Genomic DNA, 19874 nt, shown 5'->3' with positions numbered 1-19874 from the left:
TTCAGTGTGAATGTTAAGCATTCAACACAATAAGTTTTATTACTTGTTTACTATACACTAAAAACATGGTATAAGTAAAATTAATAGTATTAATATAGGGTATAAGGAGAGGTTATATGATAGGGAAATTAGATTTGTATCGCATCTTTCAAGTTGTCAGTCAAAATAAAAGTTTTTCCAAAGCAAGTCAAGAACTATTTATGACACAGTCTGCTGTAAGTCAGAGTATTTCAAAGTTGGAAATGGAATTGGGTGTGACGCTCTTTTATCGCACGCCTAAAGGGGTAACACTCACGCAAGAAGGGGAGATGCTTGAATCATACACACGGCAAGCATTGACAACCATTCGTGCGGCAGAAGACCGTTTGTTAGACTTTCAAGAAATGAAAACAGGAGAATTACGTTTAGCGGTGGGAGATACCATTGCGCGATATGTTTTGCTTCCTTATTTAGAAACCTATCACAGTCAATACCCTCAAATAAAATTAAAAATTCTCAACGGGACAACGGCGGAGATTATCGCTTATATTAAAGCGGGAGAGGCGGATGTTGGGCTGTGTCATTTGCCTATCGAAGAGTCGCAAATGGAGATTTATCCGTTTAAAGAAATTCACGATGTGTTTATTACTAGTTCTAGTAGCAACCTAGCCTTAGATAAAAAGTGGTCGTTTCAGTCTGTGTCGGATTTACCGCTTATCTTATTGGAAAAGCAATCAAACTCGCGAACTTATGTTGACCAGTTTATGACAAGTCGTGGCGTGACATTAAAACCCGTCATAGAGTTAGGTTCCTATGATTTAATTACAGAATTTGCCAAAATTAATTTAGGGATTTCTTGTGTTGTGCAAGAATTTGTAGAAGAATACCTTGAAAAAGGCATCGTCAAAAAGCTCCCTTTATTAGAAGAAATTCCACCACGTCATATTGGCGTCATTCATCTTAAAAATATGCCGCTACCTCAAGCGGCACATGTCTTTATCGACCGATTGAAAGAGTAAGTTATTTGTATAAAATAACTTACTTTTTTTAGATTAGTTCACAAAATTGTATTGTCATCTAAAAATAACTGTATTAAACTCACTCCAGAGCTTCTTTATACTGTGAGTATATCATTCAGTAGAAAGGAAGCGTTAGCGTGGAAGATTGGTTAGGAATTGCAGGCAAAGTAGTGATAGTGACAGGAGGATCATCAGGAATCGGTGCAGCTGTTGTTCGCTCTTTATTAGAGCAAGGGACATGTGTGGTTAACGCGGATTTGAATCCAAGTCAAGATGAGCATGAAAACTTAATGTTTGTGAAAACAGACGTAACATCACTTGCTGATGTGAAAAATGTGGTAGCACAAACGAAAGAACGTTTTGGACGTCTTGATGGAGTCGTCAATAATGCTGGTATCAATATCCCTCGTTTACTTGTCGATGCAAAAGAACCAGAAAGTCAATTTGAGTTGTCGGAAAAGGTATTTGATAAGATGTTTGCTATCAATCAAAAAGGGGTTTATTTAATGTCACAAGCAGTCGGACGTGAGTTAGCAGCTCAACAGTCTGGTGTCATTATTAATATGTCCTCTGAAAGTGGATTAGAAGGTTCGGAAGGTCAAAGTGCGTATGCCGCTACGAAAGCAGCAGTTAATAGTTATACACGCTCTTGGGCAAAAGAGTTAGGAAAACATCATGTCCGTGTCGTTGGGATTGCTCCAGGAATTATGGAGGAAACTGGATTAAGAACCATTGAATATGAAACAGCTTTAGCTTACACACGTGGTATCACGGTTGAAAAATTGCGTGAAGGATACAGCAGTACGTCAACAACGCCGTTAGGAAGAAGTGGTAAGTTAACAGAAGTGGCAGATTTAGTGTGTTACTTATTATCAGATCGTGCAAGTTATATTACAGGCGTTACCTATAATGTGGCTGGAGGTAAAACACGCGGCTAAGACATGATTAAGGAGGAACAATTGTGTCTTTAACAAACAAGTGGTATGAAATTTTAAATATCTTATTAGTCAAACGTCGCGTAACAGTAGAAGAATTGATGACCTTGACAGACTTGTCTAAACAAACGTTACGCAAAAACATTCAATTACTCAATGACCGTTTACAGGAAACGGCTCAAATCGTAGAAGAAGGTAAATATTTTGAGTTGAAAGTCGCTCACCTAGATAGGTTTCAATTAATCATGTCAGGTAAGTTGAAAAAAGAAACGGATTTTAACTCAGCGGGTAAACGAATGGCTTACATCATTCGAGCGTTAATCGATGCACCTGATTATATTCTAATTGATGATTTGTGTGACGAGTTACAAGTCAGTCGAGGGACTGTCAATAAAGATATGCGGGAGATTAAAAAAGCAATTGGGCCATATGGTGTAAAAATCGTCGGTATTCCCAATAAGGGAATGCAGATTGTCGGCGATGAGTTTCACTTTCGTCTTGTCGTTTTGAAATTTGTTTATGATTATTACAGTGATGATTATCCGTTGACGCGTGATACGTTACAGTGGGCGGATAAATTAGCGAAATATTATAAACTAGATCAAGTGACGCTAGCTTTATTAAAAAAGGTAATAGGTGTCAGTGTTCAACGTATTTTGAAAACGAATCCAATGACGCAGCCTATTGCTTATTATAAAAATTTTGAATATCAGACTCCGATACTAGAGGATTTTATGATTTTTGTTGAAAAAGAATATCGACTAACATTGGGGCGCTATGACCAAGACTTTTTATCTTTTCCAGTTAATACGAGAACGACAGCGATGGTTTCAGATGCAAGTATGAAACAGCATGAAGCAGATGTGCGTGAGATTTTTGATGAGATGATGTTAGAAATTCAAAACAATTTTATGACGAAAATCGATGAAGAAGCATTATTTGAAGCGATGAAGTATCATTTAATGTTCATGTTAAATCGAATTATCTTTCATATAGATGTGTACGATTTGTTTATGGATGAGATTCAATTGAAGTATCCTTTTTCATTTGAGCTAGCTAAAGTTGCAATGAAAGCGGTTGAAGATGATTTAATGGTCACCGTTCATGAAGTAGAAATAAGTTATCTTGCCATTTATTTCGAATTAATCATGCAAAAGAAAAAAGGCCGTAGTCAAGATAAAAAAGTCGCAATTGTGTGTAGCACGGGGCGTGGTACGGCTACTTTAATTCACCGTCAATTAAGAGAGGTCTTAGGTGCCGACGTTGAAATCGTCCAGTATTCTGAAACGGATTATTTAGAGATTGATAGTGCGGAGTATCTCGCTATTTTTAGCACGTTACCTTTGGAAAGTCGAAATGGTAAGCCAGTGATACAGATTACCAATCTATTTGATAACGAATTGTTAATAAAAGAATGGCGTAAATTAGATGAGCAGCGATTGTTGACTAAAGATATTGTCGATTTTTCATTTGTTATTTTAGACAGTCAGAAAAGTTACTTGGAGAATGTCGCCACGATGATTGAAGAATGGATAGAAATAGGGAAGCTAGCTCCTGAATTTATGCCGTTGTGGCAAGAGCGAGAGCGTCGCCAAACGACGATTTTTGATCAAGGAATTGGTTTTCCACATACGATTAATAAAGGGTCAAATGAAATTGTTTTTCGAATAGGTGTATTCCCTGAGAAGATCTATGAAGGAAAACAATATGTAAAAATCGTATTTTTAGTGGGGATACCAGAGTACATTAACGATGAGATTGAAAAAACATTGATGGCCATTTATGACTTGATTTTTTCAATTGGGCAAAAGAAGGAATATGTCGCGCAGATTAGTCAGTGTCAAAGTCGCGAAGACGTTTTGGCGTTTTTAATGAGAGAGGAGCTAAGTTAATGCCATTTATATATGTATTTGGAATTGTTGCAGTATCGGCTTATTTATTACAAGGATTTCTTGGCTTTTTACAAATTAAACACTTTACGAAAGTTTATGGTGAAATGCGCCGCAAAGGACGTGTCGCGATTGGACGTAAATCAGGTAAATTTAAAGCGGGAACTATTGTCATGATTGCCATAGATGAAGCGGCGAATATCTTGGAAGTGAAAAAAATTCAAGGAACGACCGTCTTAGCTAAATTTAAAGATATTAAGGGATTGGAAGGGATGTCGATTACAGAATTGACACCAACCTTGCCGATTTTAGCGAAAGAAAACAAATTGACGCAAGCAACCGTTATGGATGCGGTACAGACGTATCAAAAAGTGATGAATGGTGAGGTTATTGAAACGCCACCGACACCGATGATGTCGATGAGAAATCAAGCGATGATGATGAAATACAGTCTACAAAATAAATTTAAAAGGAGTTAAAGACAATGATTTATATTACAAAGTTTGCAGAAGGGTTTATGAACCTGTTCCAAACAGGTGCCGAAACGTTTATTAGTTGGGTCACGGGAATTGTTCCGGTCGTATTAATGTTATTAGTTTTAATGAATACACTGACAGCGATGTTAGGGGAGGAGCGTGTAACGAAAATTGCTAAAGCATCATCTAAGAACGTGTTCACTCGTTATTTGATTTTGCCTTTTGTAGCAACGTTCATGTTAGGAAACCCTATGTCATTTACACTGGGACGCTTTTTACCAGAGTTTTATAAGCCAAGTTTCTACGCAGTAACAGCACAAGCTAACCACACAAGTAATGGTCTTTTCCCACATATTAACCCAGGCGAGTTATTTATCTATCTTGGAGTAGCACAAGGGATTACGACACTTGGTTTAAATCAAATGGATTTAGCAGTTCGTTATTTATTAGTCGGATTAGTGATGAACTTTGTAGGTGGTGTGGTAACCGACTATACGACAAAATATGTGTGTAAACAACAAGGCATTACCTTGAGCAAAGAAACAAAAGTCATTCATTAATTAAAAAGGAGCGTATCAATCATGAGCCAATATAGAAGTATAAAAATTAAAAAAGGATCAGGAGGATATGGTGGTCCCTTAATCGTGACACCGACTGAGAAGAAAAATAAGTTTATTTATGTAACAGGTGGCGGAGAGCGTCCAGCGATTGTAGATAAAATTGAAGAATTAACAGGCATGGAGTCAGTCAATGGCTTTAAAACATCTATTCCAGATGACGAAATTGCCTTAGCAATCATTGATTGCGGTGGTACATTGCGTTGTGGTATTTATCCGCAAAAAAATATCCCAACCATTAATATTGTCCCAACAGGTAAGAGTGGTCCTTTAGCGAAATATATTACGGAAGATATTTATGTATCCGCAGTAGATTTGGCGCAAATTTCGTTACTTGATGAAGAAGAAGCAACTAGCACAAAAGCAGCCGCTTCAGATGAAGTGAAAGCAGAAGCTACGCCAAAATACGATACAAATAAAAAACTAACAGAGAGTATGAACAAACCTGGTTTAGTGGCACGTATCGGTATGGGAGCTGGGAAAGTCGTTGCAACTTTTAACCAAGCAGCACGTGAGGCTGTTCAAACAGTTATCACAACGATTTTACCGTTTATGGCCTTTGTGGCATTGCTTATTGGGATTATTCAGGGGTCAGGAATCGGAGATGTTTTCGCTAAGATTATGGCGCCACTTGCTGGCAATATCTGGGGCTTGATTATTATCGGATTTATCAGCTCACTACCATTTTTATCACCATTATTAGGACCTGGTGCTGTCATCGGACAAGTGATTGGAACGTTGATTGGGGTAGAAATTGGTAAAGGAAATATTCCGCCACAATTAGCGTTACCTGCGTTATTTGCGATTAATACGCAAAATGCGTGTGACTTTATCCCTGTTGGATTAGGACTTGAAGAAGCTGAACCAGAAACGGTAGAAGTTGGGGTACCTTCTGTCTTGTATTCTCGTTTCTTAAATGGTGTTCCTCGTGTCGTAGTAGCTTGGTTAGCAAGCTTTGGTTTATATAGTTAAAAAAGAAAGTTGGAATGGAAAATGGAATTATTGACAACAACAATTAAGAGTATCGGCTCTCAAGCCCACATGTTTGAAGAAGAAAACATGCTTATATTATTCGGTGACAATGCGCCTGGTGATTTAAAGGATTTTTGTTACATTATTGACGTGAAACCTCTTGCTTCAGGAATTGAAACAGGCATGACACTGTCGATTGACAACCAAGCGTATACGATTACAGCAGTGGGAGATGTTGTCACTAAGAATTTAAGCGATTTAGGTCATATAACTATTAAGTTTGACGGCAAAACAGCGGCAGATTTACCGGGAACTTTACACGTTAAAGGTGCTGCTTTCCCAGTGATTGAGTCAGGCGCAACATTAACCATCTCATAGGAGGGGTAACGATGTATCTTGATACAGCAAATATAGAACAGATAAAAGAGTTACAGAGCTATGGTTTCTTAAAAGGTGTGACGACCAATCCGACCTTACTTGCGCGTGAGAAACGTCCGCGAGTGATACAACTTCAAGCGATTGCGCAACAATTAAAACCAGAAATGACACTGTTTATTCAACTGGAAGGATTAAGCCACGAGGTATTGTATCAAGATTTTTTACAGTTGGAAGCGACGTTTCCTAAAGTCAATCGGTGCTATAAAGTGGCGTTAAATGAAGCAGGCTTACAGACGATTGCTAGCATTAAGCAGTCACACCCTGAAACCTCTCTTTTAGCCACAGCCATTTATTCAGCTGAACAGATGTATTTAGCAGCATTGGCTGGCTGTCAGTATATCGCTCCTTACGTTAATCGCATGCAAGTCGCAGGGATTGACCCTTATGAAGAAATTCATTTAGCGCGTACATTTATTGACCAAAAAGACTTAACGGCTCAGATTATGGGAGCTAGTTTTAAAAATACTAGACAAATTAAAAAATCGTATCAGGCGGGAGCTCATATTACGACAGTTGCCCCTGACGTGTTAAAGCAAATGTCTACGCAACCAATTGTAGAACAAGCGATTGCTCAGTTTGAAAAAGATAGCCGTAATCTTTCGTAATGAAAACAACATCTTTGGCCTAAAAGGTTAAAAGATGTTGTTTTTTTGTTGGAAAAAGGCGTTAGAGTTTATAAAAAAACGCTAGATACGTTATGATAGAGAGAAGAAAGGGGGCATCACTCTTATGAAACAATCATTCAATCCATTATGGCAATTGTGGTTAAAAAACAATGCAAAGAAAAAAGATAATGACTCAGAAGAATTATTTGACTTGATGAAAGAGGCTTTTAATACCGTGACGATTTTAACAGCTGGCAAGACAGGTGTCGGTAAAAGTACCTTAATCAATACCGTTTTTAGAGAATCTTTAGCGGAAACAGGAGTTGGTAAGCCAGTCACAGCGCATTTAAATTATTATAAAAAAGAAAGTGTCCCTATCGCTTTATATGATACGCAAGGGTTGGAGTTGTCCAATCGCACGCAAAAAAGTGCCATGAAAGAAATTATCGCGAAAGTAGAAGAACTTTATCATCAAGAGGAGCAACGTGTCGACTTAATTTGGTATTGTGTTCACACACAGAGCAAACGTTTAGAAGCGTTAGAAAAAGAATTTATTGCGTCGTTATCGACTTATGCTCCAGTTGTTGTCGTGATGACTCATTATTATGGTACAGACGAAGATGAAACGTTTAAGCTCTATTTAGAAGAAACATTATCAAACGTGCAAGAAGTTGTCCCTGTACTAGCAAAGGAAGTGTCATTAACTTCCAATATACAGTTAAAGGCACACAGTATGCCGTATTTAGTCAGTGTATCAGAAAAACTATTACCTGTTTCTCAGCAACAAGCTTTTGCAAATGGGCAGAAAGTGTCCATCGCCATTAAAACTAAACAAGCCAAACGTGTTGCTGATCGCTATGCTTTAACAGCGGCAGGTGTTAGTACCACACCGCTTCCGTTTGCTGATGCGACTGCTTTAGTTAGTTTGCAAGTTGTGATGTTAGCGCATCTCACGGTGATTTTCGGTATTTCTGTAAGTAAGTCGCTCGTTCTTGGGGTAAGTTCTGCAGGACTAGGTTCTCAAGGAGCACGTTTGATTGGTAAGTATCTTTCAAGCAGTCTGGCTAAATGGGTACCTGGGGGCAATGTGACAGCGACGGTTATTAACAGCACAATCGCGCAACAAGTCACGTTAGGATTGGCGACGACTTATACAACGGTACTGACCAAAGTAGCAGAAATGGAACAAGCTGGTCAGACAGTGAGCGAGGAAGAATTGATTCGCCTAACAGAAGAAGCTTTTTCAAAAGACTCTCTAGAAAGTGAGCAAACCGATGAAAACTAAACCGAGTATTTCGCAACCGATGAATATTTTAGTAATGGGTAAAACAGGCGTTGGCAAAAGCACGTTGATTAATGCCATTTTTGGTGAAAGTGTCGTAGAAACGGGCATTGGACATCCGGTGACCCAACATATCCGAAAAGTTTCAACCGACACTATGCCACTTAATATCTACGATACAAAAGGATTGGAATTAAAAGCGTCCGACCGAACAGCCGTGCTAGAAGAAGTCACGGAGTTAATCGTCCACTTATCTGAAATGAATAAAGAAACGGACTATTTGCACATGGTTTGGTATTGTATCAACGCACAGACGCATCGACTGGAGACAGAAGAAATTAGTTTGATTGAAACGCTAGTACGTGACTTACCAGTGGTCGTGGTGGTAACCCAATCATATGGTGATACGGCACAAGCGTTTATAGAAGAAGTGAATGAACAATTAACTCATCTCGAAGTTCCGATCGTGCCAGTTTTGGCAACACCTTTAAAATTCGCTGGTTTTGAATTACCTTCGTCAGGTTTAGAGACACTGATAGATGTTACCGACGATTTATTGCCAAAAGCTATGAGTCGTTCATTTATCAACGCACAAAAAGTGCATTTACAAAAGAAACTAGCAGCGGCAAATCAATTGACAAAAGGTTATTTGGCGGCGACATTTACGACCAGTTTTGTGCCCATACCGTTTGCCGATGCCGTTGCATTAGTGCCGATACAAGTGGCCATGTTAGCGCAAATTACAAAAGTGTTTAACTTTCCGATTAAAAAAAGTGTTTTGACGCATTTAGTTTCAGCATTGATTGGGACTAGTTTGACAACGATGATTGGACGGTATACAGCCAGTGCCTTATTTAAACTCGTACCAGGCGTGGGAAGTGTGGCAGGGGGCGCTATCAGTGGTGGTGTGGCTGCAGGAATGACACAACTTTTAGCCAGTAGCTATATACATGCTTTAATGTTTGTATCCGAAGAGGCAAAAAATGGTCAACAAATTGCGCCGAAAGAAGTTATTCGTTTAACAAAAGAGTATTACCAAGCCACTTTTAAAAAAGAAATGAAAAAATGGCAGAAAAAACCCTCTCATTCAGAGGATGAAGGAAAGGAATAAGTGATGTGGAAGTTTATATGACGCCGATTATCGCGGGGATCGTTATGGCGTTTATCATCGCCTATGTGACGTTCGTGCCGGTCATTATTTTGCAATACCGACGTCACGGAGATGTCAGCAAAATTAAAAATTTAGTCGGTTATTCGTTTATTTTATATATGTTATGTGCATATTTTTTAGTCATCTTACCTCTACCAACGCGAGCAGAGGTGGCTCAGTTAACGACACCGTATTATAATCTCGTCCCGTTTAAATTTTTAGAAGATATTCAGCAACATTCAGGTTTGTCTTTAAGCAATCCTCGTACTTACATAGGCGCACTGAAAAGTACGAGTGTTTTTACTGTTTTATTTAATATCTTATTAACATTGCCGTTAGGCGTTTATGGAAAAAAATACTTTCGTTTATCTTTTTGGAAAACGATGTTACTAGGATTTAGTGTCAGTCTGTTTTTTGAATTAACACAGTTAAGTGGTCTGTATGGTATCTATTCTCGACCGTATCGTCTATTTGACGTGGATGATTTATTAACGAATACGTTAGGAGCAGTGGTAGGGTATGGTGTGGGAAAAGTCATGAATCCTTTACTGCCAGAAAAACGTTTATCAATTCCAGATCAGCGTGTCACCATTCTTCGTCGATTTTTGGCGTATTATATTGACACACTAGTGATTGGTTTGATTGTTACAGTGATAAGTGGCGGGTTACAACTTATTGGCCGCCCACTATCAAATGACGGTATCAGTTTGGTAGTTTGGTTTAGTTATTTTGTTTTTTTACCATTGATTTTTTATCAAACAATTGGGCAAGGTGTTTTAAAAATAGAGCTGCGCCCGACGACTGGTCATCTTAGTTTGGCAAAACTTTTAAAGCGTGCCTTATTGATGGGGATAGTTGTGAAATTAAATCCTTTGTTAATAGAATACGACTTTTCCTTTGGACAGGGCATAAATGTGGCGGCTTTAATGATTCAATTAATTTTCTTGATCATTTTGCTTAGCCAAGTCGTCCGAAAGAAAGAACAACTATTTTATGATCGATGGAGCCACCTGATCTTAGTGCCTAAAAAATAGAGAAAAAATCTCGTCTATTTGCTAGACAATCAAATAGACGAGTGAAACTTATAATTTAGCCTCTAACTGATAGACGCTTCTGCTGTGGTTGGTTCTCTAGGACAAGTTCGACCATGGCTTTGGCATAGTCAGCATAGCTAATGTAGCTATTACCATTTTCATCTGTCACTAAAAGGTCTTCTCCAAAAACATAATGACCAGACTTAGCACCTTCTGCATCAAAGTTTGCTGCGGGACTTAGGTACGTCCATTTGAAGTCATTATGCATCTCTAGATAGGCTAGGCCATCTCCCATTGCAGTAGCCAAAGGGAAATAATCTGAGGGGAAGTCAGGTGTATCCTTGAGCTGTTGTTGACGGCTTTCATCAACGTATAAACTTCCAGCTCCGCCGACTACCAAGAGATACCCTCCTGTTTTACGTAGTAAATCATGAAGATGTTTTAAAGACGAAGTATGTAGTGGTAGTGTTTCAGGTGTCCAAAAACCAGTAGCTAAAACAATCGTGTCAAAAGGTTTTAAATCTTCTGCTGTTAACTGAAATAGATCTTTCAATATGGTATGTTGAGCCTTTGTTTCATGTGAATGGCGAACGATTGCCGTAACCTCTAAGTTTTTTTCCACTAACTCATTCGTGATTAGACTTCCGACTTTACCGTTTGCTCCAATGACCGCTATTTTCATGTTATCCGCTCCTTTTATTTACTTTTTGTAAGTATATAATAACCATATCGTTTTTTATATTTGTTGTAAAGTACGCACTTTATTGTGTGTTAGTTTCTTAAAAGTAACTAATAGTAAAGAGAGGGGTGAGGATTATACTGCTACCTTCAGAAGAGTGCCCAGTTGAGCTAACATTACAATTGATTGGTAATAAATGGAAATTTTTGATTATTCGTGACTTATTAGAAAAGACACAACGTTTTGGAGAATTAAAAAAGTCATTAGCACCTATCTCCCAAAAAGTATTAACACAAAATTTACGTGAACTAGAAAAAGATGGTTTGATTATTCGTAAGGTTTATCCAGAAGTACCACTTCGTGTTGACTATCGTTTAAGTGAGTTAGGGGAAACACTAGCTCCTGTTTTAGCGACGATGCACGAATGGGGAGAATATTATAAAATAGAAAGAAAGTTAAAAACGAATGATTTACATGTGTAAAATCAAAAATGTTTGTTTATTAAAGTTTTTCATGTCGTTTTCTATTGCTTTTTCATAAAAAATGGTTCATAATGACAGTATCAATTAAATATAATTTCACTTATATATCGTCGAAATAAGGTCGACAGTCTCTACCTGATACCGTAAATATCAGACTATAAGTTAAAATAAGCGTGTGAATAAACGTACGCCTTTTTTTGCTTGTAGTCAAAAAAGGTGTACGTTTTTTGTCGATAATAAGGGAAAAATATCGAAGGAGATTAACATGAAACAGCTGCAAGAGAAAATTTTAAAAGAAGGTACTGTGTTAGGTCAAGGGGTTTTGAAGGTAGACCGTTTTTTAACACATCAAGTAGATCCTCAGCTCATGGCCGCTATAGGTCAAGATTTTGCGAATTATTTTGCGGAGGAAAAGATTACGAAAGTCGTAACACTAGAAGCTTCCGGTATTACACCTGCTGTCTTTACAGCATTGTCACTTGACGTACCAATGATTTATGCACGAAAATCTAAAAGTTTAACATTAAGTGATGAATTGTTAACATCAAGTGTCTATTCGTTTACGAAACAAGTGACAAGTGATATTTCGATTTCACGTCATCTTTTAACAGAAGAAGATACAGTCCTAATCATTGATGACTTTCTAGCCAATGGTCAAGCAGCTAAAGGGTTGATAGAGCTTTGTCAACAAGCTGGAGCAAACGTTGCCGGTTTAGGTATCGTGATTGAGAAGTCCTTCCAAAGCGGACGTCAACTTTTAGAAGACGCGGGTATTCATGTTTATTCTCAAGCACGTATTGCGTCATTAGATAACGGTGAGATTACTTTTGTAGAAAAGGAGACTATCCATGGATAAAAGACGAGCAACGCAACAAAATGCTGTTTTAGGTTTACAACATTTATTAGCGATGTATGCCGGAGCTGTAGCCGTACCGTTATTAATAGGTGCCGGTTTAGGATTTAATCAAGAACAAATGACCTATTTAATTTCGATTGATATTTTCATGTGTGGTGTCGCAACATTACTGCAGTTAGTCGTGAATAAAGTCTTTGGTATCGGTTTACCGGTTGTGTTAGGTTGTGCGATTCAAGCAGTTGCCCCTTTAATTTTAATTGGTAATAGTCATGGGGTAGGCTCCATGTATGGTGCGATTATGGCATCAGGCGTTGTAGTTTTCTTGATTGCTGGTTTCTTTTCTAAAATCAAAAAATTATTTCCACCGATGGTTACAGGTATTGTCATTACTGTTATTGGTTTAACACTTATTCCGGTAGCGATTAGTAAAATGGGTGGGGGCGACCCTTCTGCTGCTAATTTTGGTAGTAGTACATCACTGTTTCTTGCCTTTACGACTATTGCCTTGATTGTAGGGGTTCAATTGTTTGCGAAAGGATTTTTACGTTCAGTCAGTGTTTTAGTTGGCTTACTCGGCGGAACGTTGCTTGCGAGCTTTTTAGGACAAGTGAACTTGTCGGCAGTGAGTCAAGCACCGGTTTTTCATATGCCACAGCCTTTTTACTTTGGCAAACCGACATTTGATTTAATGCCTATAGTGTTAATGGTGATTATTTCAATCGTGAGCATGGTGGAGTCGACAGGTGTTTACTTTGCGCTAGGCGATATTTTAGACCGTAAGATGACTGAAGATGATTTAAAACGTGGTTATCGTGCTGAAGGATTGGCTGTGTTGCTAGGCGGTATATTTAATACATTTCCTTATACAGCATTTTCGCAAAATGTCGGCTTAGTTCAATTATCTGGTGTCAAAACCCGTCAGCCTATTTTCTTTTCTGCTATCTTTTTAATGATTCTCGGCCTATTTCCGAAGGTTGGTGCTTTAGCGCAAATCATTCCAGAACCTGTTTTAGGCGGAGGCATGTTAGTCATGTTCGGTATGGTCGCGATTCAAGGGATGAAAATGTTAGCGAAAAATGATTTAAACGACGAGAGAAATCTATTAATTATGACGATTTCAATCGGTTTTGGTTTAGGTTTTAACATGATTCCAGAACTTTTCCAACAATTGCCTGAAACCGTGCAAATGTTTACTGGAAACGGAATTGTCATTAGTAGTTTGACTGCTGTTGTATTAAATGCCCTCTGTTTTGGCTTTGAGGATAAAGAAATTTCGCAACCTGTGATAGAACCAGAAGTAAACATACCAAATCACTAGAGAATGAAAGAGACTAGAACTCCCCACGTTCTAGTCTCTTTTTTATACAATTAACCATATAAAAACAAAAAAGCTATCTTTTTTAAAAAATATCGATTAAAATGGACGAGATGTATTCACTTGAGATAATAAAAATAAAGGGGTGAAATAGGTGATGCAGAATAATTATGAACAATGGCTTTTGTTATTAGGTGGCATAGATAATATCATAGAAGTGACCCATTGTACCACAAGACTAAGAATCTCAGTTGAGTTGATTGAAATAGTTGATTTAGATAAATTGCGTCAAGAACCAGCTATTATCGAGTCGTTCGTTAAAGGTGGACAGGTACAATTGGTAATAGGTACACATGTTGAAAAGGTTTATCAAGCATTAATAAAAAAGATGACCGAGCTACAGTATGAAGATAGAAGTTTAGTGGTTCCGATAAAAAATAATAAACAATCATCACAATCATTTTTGGCTACAATCATGATGACTATTTCAAGCTTATTTGCTCCATTGATTGGGATTTTAACAGCTAGTGGTTTATTAAAAGGGTTACTATCGGTTAGTGTTGTGTTCGGATGGATAACTCAAGAGAGCGGGCTTTTTTTGCTTCTATATGCAATGTCAGATACCGTTTTTTATTTTTTACCAGTTTTGATAAGTTTATCTGCGAGCAAACGCTTTAAAGTTCCGTTGGGAACAGCAGCTGTCATTGGCTTGGCTTTCGTCTATCCTACGTTAGTACCTGCCGTCTTAGAGTCCTATGAGCCTCTTATAGTTTTATTCAAAGAAACGGTAGCTGAATTACCAATTTATTTTAAATTATTAGGTATACCGTTAGTTTTGCCACAATACGCGCATAGCATTTTACCGCCAATCGGTGCAATCTGGTTAGCTTCTAAGATCTACCCATTTTTTGAAATCCGTACTCCACGACTTTTACAGTCTTTTCTCGTACCATTTCTCACACTTATTCTCGTGTTATTTTTAACTTTTTTATTCTTAGGTCCTCTATTAACGGTGTTAGGTAATGGTGTTGCTCTTATTTTAACGAAATTGTATGAGTGGCATCCAGTGTTGGCTGGTTTAGTGTTAGGTGGTATTTGGCAATGGTTAGTTGTTATGGGATTACATTGGGCTCTTTTACCTGTGGGGTTATTAAATTTAGGAGTATTAGGTTATGATCCTGTTCTTGTATTGATGACAGGAACTTGGATGGCACAATCCGCTGCTGTTGCTGGTGTTTTGCTAAAAGAGAAATCTTCAGAATTAAATAGTATTGGGATTCCAGCATTAATAGCTAGTTTATTTGGAATTATTGAGCCGAGTCTATATGGGATTGTGTTACCACGGAAAAAAGTTTTTTTTGTTTCAACGTTAGCTTCTGCTAGTTCGGGTATGATTTTAGGGTGGCTACAAGTTAAAACTTATACAGTGACAGGTTTTGGATTGTTTTCTTTAGCAGCTTCAATCCATCCACAGATGGGTATTGGAGTGGATTTCTATGGACGTATACTAGCAATTTTTATAGCAGGTATTATTGCCTTTGTAGGTAGCTATTTTGTATCCATAAAACCCGTAAGTGAAAGCAAATAAATCGACCTTTTTTCTAGAATATCTTACAATTGATTCGAATTCGAAATAAAGGAGCAAACAAATGATTACATTAAAACCAGAAGATTTAAGCACTCAAGATAATTACAAACTACTTGTAGGTTCTGTTATTCCACGCCCGATTGCGTTAGTCACGACGCAATCTGAAGACGGCCTTGTCAATTTGGCCCCCTTTAGTTTTTTTAATGTTGTCAGTTCCAATCCGCCTGTTTTATCGCTATCTGTCCAACGCATGAATGGAGAGATGAAAGACACGGCGCGTCATTTGCTAGCAACGAAGGAAGCGGTTCTCCATATTGTTGATCAAGAAAACGTGGCTGAAGCTAATAAGACAGCAGCGACTTTACCTGCTGAGATGAGTGAATTGACTGTTTCAAATTTTGAAACAATTCCTTCAGATGTTGTCCGAGTACCTGCAGTTAAACCAGCGAAAGCGCGTTACGAAACGACTGTTTTAGAGTACGTTCCAGTCAAAAAAGAGGAGAGTGTAACAGCCGATTTCTTTTTACTAGAAATTAAAGCCTATCATCTTGATGAGACGATTTATGAAGCGGGTCGTATTAATCCTAAAACGTTAGGAGCCGTAAGCCGTTTAGCTGGAGATAACTACGCTGAGATTGGTAAATTATTTAGTATCGCTCGACCAGAATAATGTCCTACTACTTTTAATTTTAAAGAACAAACCAAGCCTGTTCTCTAGAAATTAAAAGTAGTTTTTTATTTTCAAAATAGGATTTTAGCTGTCCTCGGATAAAAAGGGTGGTATGATAAAGAAAAGATAAGATGAGAAAGAGCGACGAATATGAAAAATAAACAGTATTTAACTATACAAGATATAGCTGATTTAGCAGGTGTTTCTAAAAGCACGGTTTCACGTTATTTAAACGGTGGATCGGTAGGAAAAAAGACGCGTCAAAAACTAGAAATTATTATCGACGAGTACGATTATCAACCCAATATGTTTGCGCAAAGCTTGAAAGCAAAACAAAGTAATATTATTGGGGTTGTCGTCCCACGTTTGACGTCATATTCCGTACATGAGTCGTTAAAAGGGATTGACCTTTATTGCGAAGAAAAAGGGTATACGACGTTGATTGTGAATACATATCAGGACAGTCAGAGAGAAATTCAAGCGTTAAAAACATTTGGACAGCAAAATGTTGCAGGAATTATCTTTTACGGCAGGGTGATAACAGAAGAACACCTTGATGTGATAGAAAGAATCGCTATCCCGGTGGTCGTCTTAGGTCAAGAGGCGCGAGATATTCCTTATGTGATATACAATGATTATGAGGCGGGACGTCAAATCGGGCAATACGTTTCACGTATGGGTCACCAAAACGTTTTATACTTTGGGGTGACAGCAGAAGATAAGGCAGTCGGAGTTTCAAGACGTCAAGGAGTTATAGACGGTCTTCAATCTGGAACGAAAGTGGAAGAAGTGAAAACAGGTTTTTCTATAGAAAATGCCTATCAAACAGGTATGCGAGCTCTGTTAAGTACGCAAGCGACGTATGCTATTTGTGCAACAGATAATATTGCACTAGGCGTTTTAAAAGCTGCCCGCCAATTAGGAATAGAAGTGCCAACAGACTTGTCAATCTCTGGGTTTGGTGGTTATGCGATGGGCGAAGCTGTTCATCCAAGTTTAACAACGATTCATTATGATTTTCAAAAAGCAGGGGATTTAGCTGCCCATCAATTATTAGATGTTATCAATAAGGAACCGATTTCAAGTCCGGTCGTTGTAGATTGTCATTTAGAAGTAAGAGAATCAACAATTAAACATTAAAAGACTGGACAAACGCTATAAATGCGTTTACAATAAAATGGAACCGGTTTTAAAAATACGTTTTTAAAGGAGAAGAAAATGGAGAATCGTGAAATTGCAAAGCAAATTGTGACGTATGTTGGTGGACAAGAAAATATTAAATCCGTGGCACATTGTGCAACGCGTTTAAGAATTGTTGTGTATGAAAAGGATAAAATACAAGAAGAGAAAATCAATGAATTACCAAAAGTTAAAGGGTCTTTTTTCAACTCTGGACAGTTTCAAATTATTTTAGGTACCGGTACCGTTAATAAGGTCTATGATGAATTTAATCAGTTACATGTTTCGACAGCCTCTCAGGCTGATTTAAAAGAACAAACAGAAGACGAGCAACCTGCGTGGAAAAAAATGATTCGGACATTTGGTGACGTATTTGTTCCTATCATTCCTGTCTTAGTCGCAACTGGACTTTTTATGGGATTACGCGGATTGTTAATGCAAGAACAGATTTTAGCTGTTTTTGGCATGACGCCTGATCATATTAATAGTAACTTTATAATGTTTACACAGATTTTGACAGATACTGCGTTTGCTTTTTTACCGGCTTTAGTCGCGTGGTCTACGTTTAAAGTATTCGGTGGTTCCCCAGTGATTGGGATTGTTTTAGGGTTAATGTTAGTGAACCCTGCTTTACCAAATGCTTACGCAGTAGCAGCAGGTGATGCAGCCCCGATTATGTTTGGTTTTATCCCTGTAGTAGGTTATCAAGGGACAGTTTTACCTGCCTTTATCGTCGGACTTTTAGGAGCTAAGCTTGAAAAGAAAGTCCGTCAAGTGGTACCAGAAACGCTAGACTTATTACTGACTCCTTTTGTGACGTTACTAGTGATGAGTGCTTTAGGATTATTTGCAATAGGGCCTGTTTTTCACTCGCTTGAAACAGTCATTTTAAACGCTGCTGAAATTGTTTTAGCTTTGCCTTTTGGTTTAGCTGGTATCATTTTAGGTTTCTTTAATCAATTAATTGTTGTAACAGGTGTTCATCACATCTTTAATTTTTTAGAAGTCCAACTATTAGCGAATACAGGTGCCAATCCGTATAATGCGATTATTACCTGTTCTGTTGCCGCTCAAGGTGGTGCTGCACTAGCAGTTGGAATGAAGACAAAGTCTAAGACGTTAAAAACACTTTCCTTTTCATCTGCAGTTTCTGCCTTTTTAGGAATTACTGAACCCGCTATTTTTGGTGTTAACTTACGTTACGTGAAACCTTTCTTCATGGCGTTAGTGGGTGGCGCTGCAGGTGGCTTTATTGCCTCTATCTTACAGTTAGCAGGAACAGGGATGTCTGTGACTGTTATTCCAGGAACCCTGCTTTACTTAAATGGTCAATTATTTGGTTATTTATTAGCCAATGGTGTTGCGATTGCGGTTGCCTTTGCTTTAACGTATATGTTTGGCTTTAAGGATGAGGCTCATGCAGTATCGTAATCTGGACCGTCCACAGTGGCATGTCTATCCAGAACAGGGATTGTTAAATGACCCTAACGGTTTAGTCTATTTTAAAGGGAAGTATCACGTTTACTATCAATATAATTTTCGTGATACGACGCATCATTTTAAAGCGTGGGGACATCGCACGAGTTCAGACTTGTTGACTTGGTCGGAAGAAGATATTCCGCTCGTTCCAAGTGAATGGTACGATAAAGACGGTTGTTACTCAGGTGGGTCATTTGTAAAAGATGATTGCCTATATCTTTTTTATACTGGTACAGTGATTGAAGAAGATGGCTCGAAATCAAGTTATCAATGTTTGGCGACTTCGACAGATGGGTATCATCTTGTAAAACAAGGACCGATATTACCTCATCCGGAGGGCTATACACGTCATGTACGTGATCCTCAAGTGTTTCAAGGCACGAATGGTCGTTACTACATGTTGCTAGGTGCGCAGACAAATGATTTGCGTGGGACGACGTTGACGTATCAATCTGACGACTTACATACATGGAAGTTAATGGGTGAAACCGTCCCTTCAGTGTCTTTAGATAGCTACATGTGGGAGTGTCCTAATCTAGTGAGATTGGACGAATATGATTATTTTATCTTCTCTCCACAAGGGTTACCAAAAGAAGCAGAACGTTTTCGCAATGTTTTTTCTACGACATATTATGCGGGACGCTTTGATGAAGAAACAGGTTGTTTTACGCCCTTTACACCGTTAGAAGAGTTAGATAAAGGCTTTGATTTTTATGCTCCTCAAGTGTTTAAAGGCCCACATAATGAGTCCATTATGTTTGGATGGGCGGGAGTCCCAACGCCTGAAGAAGAATCAGCGATTCCGACGATAGCAAAAGGTTGGGTACACACCCTGACAGCAGCGCGTTTGCTAAAAGAAAAAGATAAGCGTTTGGTTGCTTTACCAGTTATTCCCGATCAACTTAAAACACTGTCCGAAGAAAAAAATTCATGTGTGGTCATTCCGCAGTGCAGTGGAGCCATTTGCATTATGCCACAGAAAGAAGAATGGCAATTGGTAAGTGAAGGTTGGCAACTCTCTTATCGTGATCAGACTTTAACACTAGAGCGTCAAAATTGGTATACAAAAGAACCTGAGTATCGTGTCGTTTATCGTGGAAAGATAGTTGAACTTTTAATAACAATCGACAAAAGTATTGGTGAACTTTACATCAATGATGGTGATGCTATGGCGACCTTTAAGTTTTTTACAAATAACAACAATATGTCTATAAAATACACTTAATCAAA

Annotated in this window: 19 protein-coding genes, 1 pseudogene and 1 riboswitch; of the genes and pseudogenes, 19 read left to right on the top strand and 1 reads right to left on the bottom strand. The window is 38.2% G+C overall.

Annotated elements, in window-relative coordinates; translation table 11 throughout:
- Positions 1–116: 116 nt before the first annotated feature.
- The 11 genes from M2919_RS05840 (at position 117) to M2919_RS05790 (ending at position 10396) form a co-directional block, all read left to right on the top strand.
- Positions 117–998 (top strand): LysR family transcriptional regulator, encoded by an 882-nt coding sequence (locus M2919_RS05840; protein ID WP_248848373.1) that lies wholly within the window; start codon positions 117–119, stop codon positions 996–998.
- Between the two features lie 137 nt (positions 999–1135).
- Complete coding sequence (locus M2919_RS05835; protein WP_222317055.1) at positions 1136–1936, top strand: SDR family oxidoreductase; 801 nt, start codon at positions 1136–1138, stop codon at positions 1934–1936.
- Between the two features lie 23 nt (positions 1937–1959).
- Positions 1960–3825, top strand: coding sequence for a BglG family transcription antiterminator (locus M2919_RS05830; RefSeq protein WP_248848372.1), 1866 nt, complete (start codon positions 1960–1962; stop codon positions 3823–3825).
- Positions 3825–4301: a transcriptional regulator GutM gene (locus M2919_RS05825; RefSeq protein ID WP_126763439.1), complete on the top strand. Its 477-nt coding sequence runs from the start codon at positions 3825–3827 to the stop codon at positions 4299–4301. Before M2919_RS05830 ends, M2919_RS05825 begins: the two co-directional genes overlap by 1 nt.
- A 5-nt stretch (positions 4302–4306) precedes the next feature.
- Positions 4307–4858, top strand: a complete 552-nt coding sequence (gene srlA, locus M2919_RS05820; RefSeq protein WP_168413435.1) for a PTS glucitol/sorbitol transporter subunit IIC — start codon at positions 4307–4309, stop codon at positions 4856–4858.
- Positions 4859–4879: 21 nt separating this feature from the next.
- Entirely contained in the window at positions 4880–5887 is a 1008-nt protein-coding gene (gene srlE, locus M2919_RS05815) for a PTS glucitol/sorbitol transporter subunit IIB (protein WP_126763443.1), read from the top strand.
- Positions 5888–5908: 21 nt separating this feature from the next.
- Positions 5909–6265 (top strand): PTS glucitol/sorbitol transporter subunit IIA, encoded by a 357-nt coding sequence (locus tag M2919_RS05810; RefSeq protein ID WP_248848371.1) that lies wholly within the window; start codon positions 5909–5911, stop codon positions 6263–6265.
- 11 nt (positions 6266–6276) lie between these two features.
- Positions 6277–6930: a transaldolase family protein gene (locus M2919_RS05805; RefSeq protein WP_248848370.1), complete on the top strand. Its 654-nt coding sequence runs from the start codon at positions 6277–6279 to the stop codon at positions 6928–6930.
- Between the two features lie 124 nt (positions 6931–7054).
- Positions 7055–8215 (top strand): YcjF family protein, encoded by a 1161-nt coding sequence (locus tag M2919_RS05800; RefSeq protein WP_248848369.1) that lies wholly within the window; start codon positions 7055–7057, stop codon positions 8213–8215.
- Positions 8205–9323, top strand: coding sequence for a YcjF family protein (locus M2919_RS05795; RefSeq protein WP_248848368.1), 1119 nt, complete (start codon positions 8205–8207; stop codon positions 9321–9323). Before M2919_RS05800 ends, M2919_RS05795 begins: the two co-directional genes overlap by 11 nt.
- A gap of 17 nt (positions 9324–9340) precedes the next feature.
- A complete protein-coding gene (locus tag M2919_RS05790) occupies positions 9341–10396 on the top strand; it encodes a VanZ family protein (protein WP_248848367.1) in 1056 nt (351 codons plus the stop codon).
- A 55-nt stretch (positions 10397–10451) separates the two neighbouring features.
- Here M2919_RS05790 and M2919_RS05785 read toward each other — a convergent pair whose 3' ends face one another.
- Positions 10452–11078: an NAD(P)-dependent oxidoreductase gene (locus M2919_RS05785; RefSeq protein WP_248848366.1), complete on the bottom strand. Its 627-nt coding sequence runs from the start codon at positions 11076–11078 to the stop codon at positions 10452–10454.
- A 125-nt stretch (positions 11079–11203) separates the two neighbouring features.
- Between M2919_RS05785 and M2919_RS05780 the strand changes: the two genes are divergently transcribed.
- From M2919_RS05780 to M2919_RS05745, 8 genes and pseudogenes are all read left to right on the top strand, one after another.
- Positions 11204–11557: a winged helix-turn-helix transcriptional regulator gene (locus tag M2919_RS05780; protein ID WP_200859844.1), complete on the top strand. Its 354-nt coding sequence runs from the start codon at positions 11204–11206 to the stop codon at positions 11555–11557.
- An 80-nt stretch (positions 11558–11637) separates the two neighbouring features.
- A riboswitch (purine riboswitch) is annotated at positions 11638–11735 on the top strand.
- Between the two features lie 87 nt (positions 11736–11822).
- The gene (locus M2919_RS05775; RefSeq protein WP_023606756.1) at positions 11823–12413 is read left to right on the top strand and encodes a xanthine phosphoribosyltransferase; all 591 of its coding nucleotides are present in this window, start codon (positions 11823–11825) and stop codon (positions 12411–12413) included.
- On the top strand, positions 12406–13731 hold the full coding sequence (locus tag M2919_RS05770) for a nucleobase:cation symporter-2 family protein (RefSeq protein ID WP_248848365.1): 1326 nt from the start codon (positions 12406–12408) through the stop codon (positions 13729–13731). Before M2919_RS05775 ends, M2919_RS05770 begins: the two co-directional genes overlap by 8 nt.
- Positions 13732–13885: 154 nt before the next feature.
- Positions 13886–15316, top strand: a complete 1431-nt coding sequence (locus M2919_RS05765; protein WP_248848364.1) for a PTS transporter subunit EIIC — start codon at positions 13886–13888, stop codon at positions 15314–15316.
- A gap of 61 nt (positions 15317–15377) precedes the next feature.
- Complete coding sequence (locus tag M2919_RS05760) at positions 15378–15986, top strand: flavin reductase family protein (protein ID WP_248848363.1); 609 nt, start codon at positions 15378–15380, stop codon at positions 15984–15986.
- 150 nt (positions 15987–16136) lie between these two features.
- Positions 16137–17126 (top strand): LacI family DNA-binding transcriptional regulator, encoded by a 990-nt coding sequence (locus M2919_RS05755; RefSeq protein WP_248848362.1) that lies wholly within the window; start codon positions 16137–16139, stop codon positions 17124–17126.
- A gap of 78 nt (positions 17127–17204) precedes the next feature.
- Positions 17205–18593, top strand: a pseudogene (locus M2919_RS05750) (sucrose-specific PTS transporter subunit IIBC); the annotation flags it as partial.
- The gene (locus M2919_RS05745) at positions 18574–19869 is read left to right on the top strand and encodes a glycoside hydrolase family 32 protein (RefSeq protein ID WP_420857184.1); all 1296 of its coding nucleotides are present in this window, start codon (positions 18574–18576) and stop codon (positions 19867–19869) included. The pseudogene M2919_RS05750 and the gene M2919_RS05745, both read left to right, overlap by 20 nt.
- Positions 19870–19874 lie beyond the last annotated feature (5 nt).

The organism is Vagococcus lutrae, assembly GCF_023299185.1.
In the GTDB taxonomy this organism is placed as follows: domain Bacteria; phylum Bacillota; class Bacilli; order Lactobacillales; family Vagococcaceae; genus Vagococcus_A; species Vagococcus_A lutrae.
Note: the sequence above shows the minus strand (reverse complement) of the source record. Positions and strands in the feature narration are given on the sequence as shown.

Bases quoted from the DNA above. Each gene is read 5' to 3' on its own strand.
- M2919_RS05840 (WP_248848373.1), top strand. From the start codon at position 117: ATGATAGGGAAATTAGATTTGTATCGCATCTTTCAAGTTGTCAGTCAA.
- M2919_RS05825 (WP_126763439.1), top strand. From the start codon at position 3,825: ATGCCATTTATATATGTATTTGGAATTGTTGCAGTATCGGCTTATTTA.
- srlA (WP_168413435.1), top strand. From the start codon at position 4,307: ATGATTTATATTACAAAGTTTGCAGAAGGGTTTATGAACCTGTTCCAA.
- srlE (WP_126763443.1), top strand. From the start codon at position 4,880: ATGAGCCAATATAGAAGTATAAAAATTAAAAAAGGATCAGGAGGATAT.
- M2919_RS05810 (WP_248848371.1), top strand. From the start codon at position 5,909: ATGGAATTATTGACAACAACAATTAAGAGTATCGGCTCTCAAGCCCAC.
- M2919_RS05805 (WP_248848370.1), top strand. From the start codon at position 6,277: ATGTATCTTGATACAGCAAATATAGAACAGATAAAAGAGTTACAGAGC.
- M2919_RS05800 (WP_248848369.1), top strand. From the start codon at position 7,055: ATGAAACAATCATTCAATCCATTATGGCAATTGTGGTTAAAAAACAAT.
- M2919_RS05795 (WP_248848368.1), top strand. From the start codon at position 8,205: ATGAAAACTAAACCGAGTATTTCGCAACCGATGAATATTTTAGTAATG.
- M2919_RS05790 (WP_248848367.1), top strand. From the start codon at position 9,341: ATGACGCCGATTATCGCGGGGATCGTTATGGCGTTTATCATCGCCTAT.
- M2919_RS05785 (WP_248848366.1), bottom strand. From the start codon at position 11,078: ATGAAAATAGCGGTCATTGGAGCAAACGGTAAAGTCGGAAGTCTAATC.
- M2919_RS05775 (WP_023606756.1), top strand. From the start codon at position 11,823: ATGAAACAGCTGCAAGAGAAAATTTTAAAAGAAGGTACTGTGTTAGGT.
- M2919_RS05770 (WP_248848365.1), top strand. From the start codon at position 12,406: ATGGATAAAAGACGAGCAACGCAACAAAATGCTGTTTTAGGTTTACAA.
- M2919_RS05765 (WP_248848364.1), top strand. From the start codon at position 13,886: ATGCAGAATAATTATGAACAATGGCTTTTGTTATTAGGTGGCATAGAT.
- M2919_RS05760 (WP_248848363.1), top strand. From the start codon at position 15,378: ATGATTACATTAAAACCAGAAGATTTAAGCACTCAAGATAATTACAAA.
- M2919_RS05755 (WP_248848362.1), top strand. From the start codon at position 16,137: ATGAAAAATAAACAGTATTTAACTATACAAGATATAGCTGATTTAGCA.
- M2919_RS05745 (WP_420857184.1), top strand. From the start codon at position 18,574: ATGAGGCTCATGCAGTATCGTAATCTGGACCGTCCACAGTGGCATGTC.